Annotated in this window: 9 protein-coding genes and 1 pseudogene; 4 read left to right on the top strand and 6 right to left on the bottom strand. The window is 69.5% G+C overall.

What is annotated here, in order from left to right:
• The 3 genes and pseudogenes from BM249_RS20470 to BM249_RS20480 all read right to left on the bottom strand — a co-directional run.
• Positions 1-366, bottom strand: a pseudogene (locus tag BM249_RS20470) (polysaccharide biosynthesis/export family protein); the annotation flags it as partial.
• A gap of 273 nt (positions 367-639) precedes the next feature.
• Positions 640-2,115 (bottom strand): LTA synthase family protein, encoded by a 1,476-nt coding sequence (locus tag BM249_RS20475; RefSeq protein WP_091975426.1) that lies wholly within the window; start codon positions 2,113-2,115, stop codon positions 640-642.
• A gap of 10 nt (positions 2,116-2,125) precedes the next feature.
• The gene (locus tag BM249_RS20480) at positions 2,126-4,024 is read right to left on the bottom strand and encodes a capsular polysaccharide export protein, LipB/KpsS family (RefSeq protein ID WP_091975441.1); all 1,899 of its coding nucleotides are present in this window, start codon (positions 4,022-4,024) and stop codon (positions 2,126-2,128) included.
• A 295-nt stretch (positions 4,025-4,319) separates the two neighbouring features.
• Between BM249_RS20480 and BM249_RS20485 the strand changes: the two genes are divergently transcribed.
• The 3 genes from BM249_RS20485 (at position 4,320) to BM249_RS20495 (ending at position 7,390) form a co-directional block, all read left to right on the top strand.
• On the top strand, positions 4,320-5,627 hold the full coding sequence (locus BM249_RS20485; RefSeq protein ID WP_091975428.1) for a capsule biosynthesis protein: 1,308 nt from the start codon (positions 4,320-4,322) through the stop codon (positions 5,625-5,627).
• A gap of 144 nt (positions 5,628-5,771) precedes the next feature.
• Positions 5,772-6,539 carry an SDR family NAD(P)-dependent oxidoreductase gene (locus BM249_RS20490; RefSeq protein WP_091975430.1) on the top strand — a complete coding sequence of 256 codons (768 nt, stop codon included), beginning with the start codon at positions 5,772-5,774 and terminating at the stop codon, positions 6,537-6,539.
• Positions 6,536-7,390, top strand: a complete 855-nt coding sequence (locus BM249_RS20495; RefSeq protein ID WP_091975432.1) for a formyltransferase family protein — start codon at positions 6,536-6,538, stop codon at positions 7,388-7,390. The genes BM249_RS20490 and BM249_RS20495 overlap by 4 nt, the downstream gene beginning before the upstream one ends.
• Before the next feature lie 49 nt (positions 7,391-7,439).
• Here BM249_RS20495 and ettA read toward each other — a convergent pair whose 3' ends face one another.
• The 3 genes from ettA to BM249_RS20510 all read right to left on the bottom strand — a co-directional run bounded on the left by ettA (position 7,440) and on the right by BM249_RS20510 (position 10,509).
• On the bottom strand, positions 7,440-9,092 hold the full coding sequence (gene ettA, locus BM249_RS20500; protein WP_091975435.1) for an energy-dependent translational throttle protein EttA: 1,653 nt from the start codon (positions 9,090-9,092) through the stop codon (positions 7,440-7,442).
• Positions 9,093-9,340: 248 nt separating this feature from the next.
• Positions 9,341-9,619, bottom strand: a complete 279-nt coding sequence (locus BM249_RS20505; protein WP_091975437.1) for a hypothetical protein — start codon at positions 9,617-9,619, stop codon at positions 9,341-9,343.
• Positions 9,620-9,630: 11 nt separating this feature from the next.
• Entirely contained in the window at positions 9,631-10,509 is an 879-nt protein-coding gene (locus BM249_RS20510; protein WP_091975443.1) for a DNA/RNA non-specific endonuclease, read from the bottom strand.
• Positions 10,510-11,119: 610 nt separating this feature from the next.
• Here BM249_RS20510 and BM249_RS20520 point away from each other — a divergent pair.
• Positions 11,120-12,159 (top strand): 1-deoxy-D-xylulose-5-phosphate synthase N-terminal domain-containing protein (locus BM249_RS20520; protein ID WP_280142698.1); only part of this gene is annotated, 1,040 nt, incomplete at its 3' end.

A 12,159-nucleotide genomic window follows, 5' to 3' on the forward strand; every position in this document is an offset into this window, starting at 1 on the left:
GGGGATGGTGGCGGCCTTGGAACCGGCGGAGAAGCGGTCGGCGGAGAGCGGCCCGGAGAACAGGCCGCCGGACCCGGCCTCCCAGACGGAGACGGCGACGTAGTCGCCGATCCCGATGACGGGCTCCATGGACGGGCGGTGATCGCCGAAGGAGGCGAGCAGGCTGTCGAGGGGCCGTCCGCGCAGGGCCTCGACGGTGGCGGCGGTGAGATCGATGATCTCGTAGCGCGCGAAGGTGCCCTCGCTCGTCGACACGTCCGCCCCGTCCACGATGGCGCCCGTCGTCGGGCCGGCGCCCGGAAGGATCGAGGAGCAGCCCGAGACGAGGCAGGCCGTCAGGGCCGCGAGGGCCGCCGTGCGAATCATTCACTCATCTCCTGGCCGGCCTCGCGCGGGGCGTGGGCGGTGCCGTCCCCTCATGGCGCCCGAGCGAGCGCCTGCGCTTACCCTCGAGCCTGGCTCTTCGCTCGGGCCGACCGTCACCTTCAGGCAGGTGCCGAACCCTCGGACCCGAGACCGTCGTCGACGCGATGGAATAGAGGCCAAACGCTGCCGCAGACTTAAGGGATCGTTGTCGCGGGCGACGAAAACATTCGTTTCCGACCACTCGGCCAAGAATGCGTCACGAGGGTGGCACGGTTACGCTTCGGGTCGGGAGACCTCCGCGCGAAGCTGCCGTCCGAGGGCGTCCGCCGTGAGATCGCGCCGAATCGGGGCGGCATCGTCGCCCCCGAAATGCAACACCGCGTAATCCGTCGCCGTGCCGCCGAAGCCCGGCCGGCAGGCTGCCAGGGACGGTGCGTGATCGCCGAACACGCACAGCGTCGCCGGCAGACCTTCAAGCCCGGCGATAAGCCTCTCCACGGCCTCACCCGTATGGGCGACATGGTGGAGGTACTGCGCCCGGGGATCGTCGAGGCCCGCCAGGCGTCCGGGCTTCCAGGGGCCATGGTTCTCCATGGTGACGCAGAACACCAACAGGGGGCCGGTGCGGGCGCGAATTTCCGCCAGAACCCGCTCGGCCAGGGCCACGTCACCGATATAGGGGCCGATCCGGGGCGCCCCGACGAAGTTTTCCTCCATGACGAGGCGACCGAAGCCGAGGCGCCCCATCACCGCCGCCCGGTCGAAGAAGTCGCGGTGGAAGGGATGGATGAACAGGGTCTCGAAGCCGGCCCGCCGGGCCAAGCGGGCGAGGCTCGTCGGCTCGGCGCCGCCTCCCGCGAGGTAGGGATCGAACACCCCGAAACCCAGGCTTTCGGGCGGACGGCCCGTCAGCACCGCATGTTCCGTCCGCATGGTGTAGGCGCCATGCGCCGGCACCCGCAGGCGGCCGTATTGGCGGGCCCGGGTCCGCACGATCTCCATCACCGGCAGGGCCGGACCGCCGAGGCGCACGGGATCGATGAACGATTCGAGTTGGACCACGACGACGACGCGGTTTTCCGTGTCGTCCGCCGACACTCCCTGATCCCGCTCTTCTGAATCGGCCGTCGTGAGGTCGCGCGGAGTTCGCTCCATCCGCCACCGCACCGCGTAAGCCAGGATCGTGGCCGGCAGGCCATAGCGGGTGACATCCCGCTCTAGATCCGGCGCGGGAAACCGGGCCGTGAGCCAGAGGCCGAGGGCGCCATCCGGAGCGAGCCGCGCCAGGGTCCACAGGGCGAGCGGGAGGGCGATCACCGCCAGCACCGCGACGCTCGGCTCGTGCGGCAGGGCGGACGGTTCGACGGCGTACCAGAGGGCGACGGCGGCGAGGCTCGCGAGGATCGGCCCGGCCATCCGGGGGTCGTTCAGGGGCCGGGTGTAGTAGAGTTCCGGATGGCGCGGCACCTGACGCAGGAGGGCGAAATCGCTGAACACCAGGGGTTCGCCGATGACGCCACGCTTGAGACGGCTCACCACCGTGAGGATCGCCACGGTGAGGATGCAGGAAAAGGCCGCGAGCCAGGGTCGCCAGGAGAACGCGAACCAGAAGGCGCAGAGGAGTGCGTAGGCGCCGAGCCGTACGGCGAGGTCGCCCGGACGTCGGCTGACGGGGCGCACGCCGCGCCCGTCGAATGCCTCGATGGCGAGACTCACCGCGAGGGCGACGCTGAGGGCGAGGAGAATCACAGGGGGGCCTTCATTCCGGAACGTCGCCCTTCGGTGGGCGCGCGATTCCGCGCCGGGCGCGCAGGGCCCGGACGATGGGATTGAGAACGGCGTAGCGCGCCCGCATCGCCAGGAGGGTGCGCCGGCTGAGCGCCAGGGCCGAGGGGGCGGCGGCGTCGCGCTCCTGCGCCAAGCGGTCGAGGAGTTGCTCGGCCGTGCACGGCTTCATGGCCACGGGATCGAGGTAGAGCGGATAGAGCAGCAGGGTTCCGGCGACGATTTCGTCGAGGGCGAGGCGCCGTCCGCGATCGGCGTTCGGCGCCAGATCCTCCGTGAGGCCCCAACCGGAATAGAACGGGCGGCCGTGAACGGCCACGGTGAGGCCCCGGATCAAGGCTTCGAAGCCGGCGAGCGACGTCATGGTCTCGACATGGTGCGCCCGGTCGAGGAGATCGACGATGGAGAGACCGCCGACGATGCGGTCGGCGAGCGTCAGGGCCTCGGCTTCCGGGATCTTGCCGGGGCGGAAGCCGGCTTCGACGTCGGGATGCGGCTTGTAGAGCAGGAAGGCGTCGGGGTTTCGCGCACGGGCCGCCGCCAGGAGGGCGCGGTTCGAGCGCACCACGGGGGAGCCGTGCCGCACGGAAGCATCGTCCTCCACCTGTCCGGGCACGAGGACGATGCGCCGGTCCGTCGGCCAAGCGCCGGCCTCGTCCGACAGGCCGACATTGTACTTCGTCAGGCGCCGCGCGATCACGAGGCGGCGCAGGGCGTTGGCCCGCGCCACGAGGTCGGGCGGGAACTCGGCGGTCTTCAGGATACGCGCGAGGCGGCTGTCCCGACGCGGATCGTAGTAGATGCCACAATCGTCGACCACGATGGAGGCGCCGGGCCGGAGGCTGGCGCCGAGCCCGACGGAGCGCAGGAACCCGTCCTCGACCCGCGACAGGGGCAGCCCGGCCTCCGCGCACAGGGCCTCCAAGTGTTCGGGCATCCGCGTCGCCCAGGCCAGGACCCGCGCGCCGGGGGGCGCGAGGCGGATCGCCTCCTCGGCCCCCATGGCGTGGACGGGGGGGCCGTACGGACCGGTGGTGAAGGCATCCAGGCCGGGCCGCTTCCAGCGTGAGATGCCGACGAGCACCGTCGGTCGGTCGTTGTCGCGAAAGCGTGCCCGCAGCCACGCGATCCGGTCGAGGCAATCGTCCCGACCGATGGGCGCGCGGGTCCAGGGGTCGAACCAGTGGAGACCGGCGCCGTAGGCGTCCTCGATCCCCGTTAACGAACCGCTCTCGACCACCTCGGCCCCGGACAGGCGCGCCGTACAGGCACTTTGGGCATCGGCGACGAAGACCCGCGCGGCGGCGGCGCAGGCGGCCCAGGGATCGATGGGACCCGGCAGGACCCGCAGGCGGCCCGTGGGGGCGACGCCCATGCCGCCCTCGGGACCGGCCGCCACGAAATCCGTTCGCGGATTGCGGGCGAGCACGTCCGCGACGAAGGCCCGATTCCGGGTCGGGGTCGCGGCGCCGTCGAGGAGGATCAGGTTCGCGCCGGCCGGCATGGCATCGCCGTCCAGGCCCCCAGGAAAGCGGTTGCGTCCGTGCAGGCGCAGGGTGCGCAAACGGCTCGCCAGAGCGGCATCGGCCGGGACGCCGCCATGGGGGCTGCCCTCGAGGGTGAGGCGGAGGCACGCCAGTCCAGTCGCGGGCGTATCGTAGGGACTCAGGAGGGGGCCGGGCGAAACCCGGAGAACCCGTCGCCCCAGGCGGCGCGGAGCCCCTGCCCCACCGTGCCCGTCCCAGACCACCGCCACCGCGCCGGACGCAAACGGATGCGCGAACCGGCTGTCCGTCGCCGCCTCGATCTGCGCGCGCAGGGTCCGGATGGTCGGGCTTGTGGAAAACAGGGAGGGCGGCGGGCTCGGGCGCATGAACGCTTCGACGGAGGGGAGCGGCTCGACCGACACGGGGCCGCCGCCATTGCCCCAACGGGAGCCTCTAAAGCATCGGTCCCGCAAGGGGGACCCGGTTTTCCGGAAAAGCCGTTTCGATCCGTCCCTGGGATCCGGTTCGGGTCTCCCGCACGTCTGTTGCCTCTCGGCAACGGGGTTGGAAAATCGTTTTGCATAACCGTGCCTTAAGATTGCTGCCTTTGACCGGCTATGCGACGTCTCCACCCGTGACATTCGCCCGGTTCTCTCGGGCTTCAGGACCCTGCGCCTCCGAATGGTACACACCCGCGTTCCCGCGCATCGCGACGGACCTGCCACGTTCCTGTTCCTGCAGGGCGTCGCCTCTCCGTTCTTCTCCGATCTTGGGCGTGCCCTGAAGGAGCGCGGCCATCGGGTTCGGCGAATCAACTTCTCCTCGGGCGACTGGTTGTTCTGGCGATTGCCCGCCGACAACTATCGTGGGTCGTTCGAGAACTGGGGCGGGTACGTCGCCGACTACATCGCCCGACACGGCGTCACCGACATCATCCTGTTCGGCGATTGCCGGCCCTACCATGTCGCGGCTCGCGCGGCGGCCGAGCCCCTGGGCGTGCGCCTGCACGTGTTCGAGGAAGGCTACCTCCGGCCGAACTGGATCACCTGCGAACTCGGCGGCGTGAACGGCCACTCGTCCCTGCCCAAAACCGCCACGGAGATCCGGGCCTTGGCGCGGCGCCTGCCCCAGCCCGGTCGGGCGATGCCGTCGAGCGGCGATATGGCCCGCCGCAGCCTGTGGGACGTGACCTACAACATCGCCAATTTCGGCTTCCCGTACTTCTTCCCGCATTTCCGCAGCCACCGGCCGAACCACATCGCCGTAGAATATGCCGGCTGGATCAAGAAGTTCTCCCGGCGCGCCCATACGCGGCGCGAGGCGGCGCGGCTCAACGAAGCCTACACGGCGGTGGGGGTCGATTACTTCCTCCTGCCGCTCCAACTCGACAGCGACTACCAGATCCGCGTCCACTCGCCTTTCCTCGGGGTCGAGGCGTTCATGGACCGGGTGATCGCCTCCTTCGCGGCCGATTCGAAGGGCGCGACCCGGCTGCTGATCAAGCTGCATCCCTTGGACAGCGGCCTCATCAATTGGCGCAAATACGCCCGGCATTCGGCCAAGCGCCACGGGGTCAACGACCGCCTCGATATCATCGACGGTGGCGACCTGCCGAGCCTCATCGCCGGCAGCCGCGGCGTCGTCCTCGTCAACAGCACCGTCGGGATGCTGTCCCTCGAACTCGGTTGTCCGACGCTGGCCACCGGCGAGGCGATCTACAACCTGCCCGGTCTCACCCATCAGGGCGGTCTCGGCACGTTCTGGACGGCGCCCGTGGCGCCCGATGCCGATCTCATGCGAGATTTCCGTCGCGTCGTCCTGCACCGCAGTCAGGTGAATGGCGGCTTCTTCTCCCGTCCCGCCATCGCGCGGGCCGTTGCGGGCACGATTCTCCGCCTGGAGGCCACTCTCCCCGCTGCCGCCCTCGCCGCCGCCCAGGCGGTTCGCGCCGAATCCGGCACCACGCAGGATCTCGCACCGGTCTACTGAGACGGTTTCCGCTTGATCGACGCGGAGACCGTTTCACAAAGCCCGCGCGGCGCTTGTTTGAAGCCGAATTCTACCCTTGCGAAGGAATCAAGCGGCGTCCATCGGACGGGCCGTCCGCTCCCTTTCGCCAACCCCCCGAGAGCGATGCCCGTCATCCTGATCACCGGCGCGTCGAGCGGTATCGGCGCGGCCCTCGCCCGCCATTACGCGGCCCCCGGCACCACCCTCATCCTGCATGGCCGTGACGGCGCCCGTCTCGACGCCGTCGCCACGGCTTGTCGTGCTCAGGGTGCCGCCGTGGAAACCGAGCGCCTCGACGTGCGCGACCGGGCCGGCGTCGCCGCCTGGCTGCGGGCGGCACACGCGGCCCATCCCCTCGACCTCGTCATCGTCAATGCGGCGATCAACGGCGGCGATCCGGGTGGAGACGTGGAGACGGCCGACATGGCGTTCGAGACCGTCGCGGTGAATCTCGACGGCGCCCTCAACGTCGCGCTCCCCTGCGTCGACCTCATGCGCGCGCGGGGGGCGGGGCAGATCGCCCTGGTCTCGTCGCTCAGCGCCTTCGCGCCGCTGCCCGATGCGCCGGCCTATAGCGGCACCAAGGCGGCTCTTCTCGCCCACGGTCTGGCCCTGCGCGAGAAGCTGAAACCCCACGGGGTCAAGGTCAACGTGGTGACGCCGGGCTATGTCCGCACGGCCATGGGCGGCGAGTATCAGGGCTGGCGACCCATGGAGATCGAGGCGGCGGATGCCGCCGCCCGCATCGCCCGGGGGCTGGCCCGCGACCGGGACATCGTCGCCTTCCCGTGGCTCATCGCGGCCCTGGCGCGGGGCTCGGCCCTGCTGCCCGAACCCCTGCGCCGGCTCGGCATGAGCGGCTTCAAGTTCAAGATCCGGACGGGCCGATGACCCGCCAGCGCCTCGCATTGTTCGTCCTCGAGGCCCTGCCGAACGCCCGGGCCGTGCGCCGCTTCGTCACCACCCACGCCTCCGACATCGCGTTCGTCGGTCTGTCGAATGCCGAGCGACCGAATTCGGGGGGGCTCATCGGACAGGTGCGGCGGCATCTCGCCCGCTCCGGGCCGGCGATCCTGCCCTATCTCGGGGTGAATTTCGGATTGCCGGATCTGCTCTCGCCGCTCTCGGGTGTGACCCGCCGCCTGTCCGGCGCGCGGGATGCCGCCACGGCGACGCCCCTGCGGGACTTGTGCCGGGGCCTCGGGATTCCCACGCTCACGGTGAACGACGTCAACGGCGCGGAGGTGGCGGCCCTGATGGCGCGGCACAGCCCCGACGCCCTCGTGACCTTCCATTTCGATCAGATCCTGTCGGGGGCCACCCTGGCGCTGGCGCCGCGCGGCGGCTTCAACGTTCATCCGGGCCTGCTGCCGCGTCATCGCGGGCCGGTGCCGACGATCCATGCCCTGGCGGAGCCGGACCCCGCCTTCGGCGTCACGGTGCACCGCCTCGCCGTCACCATCGATGCCGGAGCGATCCTGGCGCGGGAGGCCGTGGCGTTGCCCGCCGGCACCACGGCGACGCGGGCCTCCGTGCTCCTGCACGAGCACGGGCGGGTCCTGCTGGATCGCGTGCTGGCGCAACTGGCGGACGGTACGTTGCCTGAGGGCGAAACGCCCGCCACGCTGCCGTATTGTCCGTTTCCGGATCGGGCGCTCCTGGCGGACCTGCGCCGGCGCGGGCGGAAACTCACGGATATGCGGGATTTGGGCGAGGCCCTGGCCCTGAGCGCGCGGGCCTGAGCCTCTTCCCTCTCCCGCCGGGGGAGAGGGGTATTCCGCGGTTCGCGATCTACCGAGAAAACTTCTTGTACTTGATCTTCTTCGGCATCAGCGAATCGGCGCCGAGGCGACGCTTCTTGTCCTCCTCGTAATCCGAGAAGTTGCCCTCGAACCACTCGACATGGCTGTCGCCCTCGAAGGCGAGGATGTGGGTGGCGATGCGGTTGAGGAACCAGCGATCGTGCGAGATGATCACGGCGCAGCCGGCGTAATCCTCCAGCGCCTCTTCCAGGGCCCGCAGGGTCTCCATGTCGAGGTCGTTGGTCGGCTCGTCGAGGAGCAGCACGTTGGCGCCGCCCTTCAGGGTGCGGGCGAGGTGCACGCGGTTGCGCTCACCGCCCGAGAGGGTGCCGACCTTCTTCTGCTGGTCGGACCCCTTGAACGCGAAGGCGGCGCAGTAGGCGCGGGAATTGATCTCGCGCTTGTTGAAATAGATGATGTCGTTGCCGCCCGAGACTTCCTGCCAGACGGTCGCGCCCGGATCGAGGGCGTCGCGCGACTGGTCGACATAGCCGAGGCGCACGGTCTCGCCGATGGAGATCGTGCCGCCATCCGGCTTCTCGCCGCCGGTGATCATCTTGAAGAGCGTGGTCTTGCCGGCGCCGTTGGGACCGATGACGCCGACGATGCCGCCCGGTGGCAGCTTGAACGACAGGTCCTCGATCAGCAGCCTGTCACCGAACGCCTTGTTGAGGTTCTGGAACTCGATGACGTTGTTGCCGAGCCGCTCGTCGATGGGGATGACGATCTGGGCCGAGGCATCGATCTTCTCGCTCTGCTTGGCCACGAGCTCATCGTAACGGGTGATGCGAGCCTTCGACTTCGACTGGCGGGCCTTCGGCGAGGCGGCGATCCACTCCTGCTCGCGGTTGATGGCGCGCTGGCGGGCCATGTCCTCACGGCCTTCCTGGGCGAGACGCTTCTGCTTCTGGATGAGCCAGGCCGAGTAGTTGCCTTCGTAGGGATAGCCGCGCGTGCGGTCGAGTTCGAGGATCCAGCCCGTGACGTTGTCGAGGAAGTAGCGATCGTGGGTCACGATCAGGATCGCGCCGGGATACTGCTTGAGGTGGCCTTCGAGCCAGTTCACCGTCTCGGCGTCGAGGTGGTTGGTGGGCTCGTCGAGGAGCAGCAGTTCGGGCTCCCACAGGAGGAGGCGACACAGGGCGATGCGGCGGCGCTCGCCGCCCGACAGGGTGGCCACGGGCTGATCGTCACTCGGGCAGCCCAGCGCCAGCATGGCCTGATCGACCTTCGAATCGAGTTCCCAGAGGTTGGCGGCCTCGATCTGGTCCTGGAGGGCGGTCATCTCGTCCGCCGTCTCCTCGGAATAGTTCATGGCGAGTTCGTTGTAGCGGTCGAGGAGCGCCTGCTTCTCGGCGACCCCCTCCATGACGTTCTCGCGCACGGACTTGTTCGGATCGAGCTGGGGCTCCTGCGGCAGGTAGCCGACGCGAGCGCCCTGGGCGACGAAGCCCTCGCCGGTCCATTCCGTGTCGATCCCGGCCATGATCTTGAGCAGGGTCGACTTGCCCGAGCCGTTGATGCCGAGAACACCGATCTTGGCGTCCGGGTAGAACGACAGGTTGATGTTGTCGAGAATCTTCTTGCCGCCCGTGTAGGTCTTGGTCAGACCCTTCATGTGGTAGATGAATTCGCGCGCCATGCCGGTATCCTCGAACGATGGGATCGGCACCCTTTCGGGGCTGGCCGATGCCGTATGATGGGGTGCGCGGCCCCGCGGCGGCTCCTGGGGGAGCCGGCCGGGCCTCGCGCGGTCGCGGCCGGATGGTCCGGCGCTCGCTGTCGGCGCATCGCTTCCGGTCGGTCGCCGGGAGCGATGCGCTTCGCGGATGAGTGTTGCGCCGGAGTATCAGGGCGGCGGCGGACCGGCAAGGAGATCGGGGCGCGCCGTCAGGCGAAGGGGTTTCGAACGATGGTGGGTTCGGCGACCGTCGCCTCCGCCGCCTCGGGCAGGTCCGAGCCGCTGAGGGCCTCCACGATGGCCGTGACCGCTGCCTGGAGGGCGCGAGCCCGGTCGAGGCCCGCGCGGTCCCGTGTCAGATCGAGGGACCCATGCACCGCGATGGCGTCGCGGCCGTTCTCGAGGGATAGGCCGCCGATGGTCTGCACGGCCACATCGTCGGCGAAGGGGGCAAACGTCCGTGCACCGGGGGACGGTTTGTCGGTCATGCGGCTCGTCCTCAGAAGATCGCTCGCATGAGGTCGCGCCACAGGCGTCGGGCGAGGCGGTAGAGCTGATCCTTGGCCCAGGCGTCGAAGGAATCCATGTCGCGATGTCGCCCGCGCGGTGATCCGCCGGCCTCGTCGCCCCGGGCGTAGATGCGGGGTTCGGGAAGGCGCATGGCCCGAGTCTTGATCGCGTCCGGGAGCCCCGGAAACACGTCCAGTCCGGCAAGCCCGCGCAACTCGGCCAGCGACACGCCGCGCCAGTCGGCCCCGTCCCGATTGGGCACGAGGTAGGCCCCCGCCTCTCCCCGCGCCGGGTCGTACACTGCCTTGAACAGCTGCGTCGGCACGAGGATGCGGCCGTTGATCGCCTGAGCGCTGGCGCCGTCGTAGATCGGGCCGGTCACGACGAAGAGGGTCTGGCGTGCCGTGGCGAGCCGCCGCACGCTCTCCTCGATGCCCGACCACAGGCCCCGATTCACCGCGCGGTCCTGGGGAACCATGTTGGCGAGGGTGAAGGATTGTGCCTGGGCGGCGCCCGTCGGCATGTCACCGGCCGGTGCCATGTGGCCCCGGTCGAAACCGCTATGGACGTAGTCTTCGAGGCGCGACCGGTCGGCCGCCGGCACGGCGTCCTCGTCGTGGAAGGCATCGACGCGGTCGACGGTGCGGGCCGCCGCGATGCTCGCCCGGGTGAGGCGCTCGGCCGCGTAGAGGGGCGTCCGCGACAGGCCGGAATACAGAAGCGCGAAGGCGTCGTAGCAGAGCGGGGTCGTCGCCCGCGCGAGCTTGGGATTGACGAGATCGGGCCGGCGCCCGTCCGCGAAGAACGCGTCGCATCCGGCCGCAGCCGCAGGACCGGCGAGCAGGACGAGGATCGCGAAGGCGCGCATGGCGGGCGCGCGGATCAGAAGCACACCCGGACCTTGCGAGTGCCGGACGGCGTCTCTCGCCACCGATAGGCACAGGGGCGGCCGAGGGAACCTTGGAATGGATCGACCCGCCGGTCGGCGGCGCCGGGACCGGCCTGGGGGCGACACGGATGTTCACCCAGACACACGAACGTGAAATCCGCCGAGTCCGTGCCCCGGCTGTGCCGGGACTCGGTCGCCGCGACGGCACCCGTCATCGCGACACTGGCCAGGATCGCGCCAAGCATTGGAATCACCGGAGGGCGCGGAATACCGGGTGCGAAGAGAAAACCCATGGTCTGCCTTCCACGCCGTGTGCCCCGCACGAACGATTCGGGATGAGGCCGCCGGTCGAATCGTGATCATCGGAGGTCGGCTGTTGCCCTTACGCCGGAGCACGACACCTGTCATGTGGGCTGGAATTGGTCGGTTTCGAGCCTGCGCGTGGCAAAGTCGTCCAATGACGTTATAAGTGCGGATTCAAGGGTCCCGGTTCAGTCCAGGGATCCAGAGCCGTGGGAAGGGGGGTCCGGCGCCGTGCGTGGCGACGGATAGGCCCGTTCGAGCGGTATTCAGACGAACCAACGGGTCAATGCCAGTGTCCTCAGCCAATCCTTCGATCCTGGACGGTCTCGAAGAGACGTCCGCCCTGCGGGCCCTTCCGGAGAGCGAGCTGCAGGCGGTGGCCGATGCCGTGCGGGCGGAGATGATCGAGGCCGTGTCGGTGACGGGCGGGCACCTCGGCTCGGGGCTCGGCGTCGTCGAACTCACGGTGGCGCTCCACCACGTGTTCGACACCCCCGACGACCGCATCGTCTGGGACGTCGGCCACCAGGCCTATCCGCACAAGATCCTCACGGGCCGCCGCGACCGCATCCGGACCCTGCGCCAGCCCGGTGGCCTGTCGGGCTTCACCAAGCGCTCCGAGAGCCCCTACGATCCCTTCGGCGCCGCCCACTCCTCGACCTCGATCTCGGCCGCCCTCGGCATGGCCGTCGCCCGCGACCTCGACGCGGCGGAGGCCAAGGCCAAGGGCCAACCGGCGCCCAAGCGCCGCAACATGATCGCGGTGATCGGCGACGGCTCCATGTCGGCCGGCATGGCCTACGAGGCCATGAACAATGCCGGCGCCCTGCACTCGCGCCTCATCGTCATCCTCAACGACAACGACATGTCCATCGCGCCGCCCGTCGGCGCCATGTCGGCCTACTTCGCGCGTCTGGCCTCGGGCGGCACCTACCGCAGCTTGCGCGAGACCGCCAAGCAACTCGGCAAGCTCCTGCCGAAGGCGCTCTACCAGCGCGCCGCGGCGGCGGAAGAGTATGCCCGCTCGCTGGTCGTCGGCGGCGGCACCATGTTCGAGGAGATGGGCTTCCACTATGTCGGCCCCGTCGACGGGCACAACCTCGACCACCTGCTCCCCATTCTGAAGAATGTCCGCGACACCGAGCAGGGCCCGATCCTGCTCCACGTGGTGACCCAGAAGGGCAAGGGCTACGCCCCGGCCGAAGCCAGCGCCGACCGCTACCACGGTGTCGTCAAGTTCGACGTGCTGTCGGGCGTGCAGGCCAAGGCCAAGCCCAACGCCCCGGCCTACACGCGGGTGTTCGGCGAGAGCCTGATCAAGGCGGC

It is taken from the genome of Methylobacterium gossipiicola, assembly GCF_900113485.1.
In the GTDB taxonomy this organism is placed as follows: domain Bacteria; phylum Pseudomonadota; class Alphaproteobacteria; order Rhizobiales; family Beijerinckiaceae; genus Methylobacterium; species Methylobacterium gossipiicola.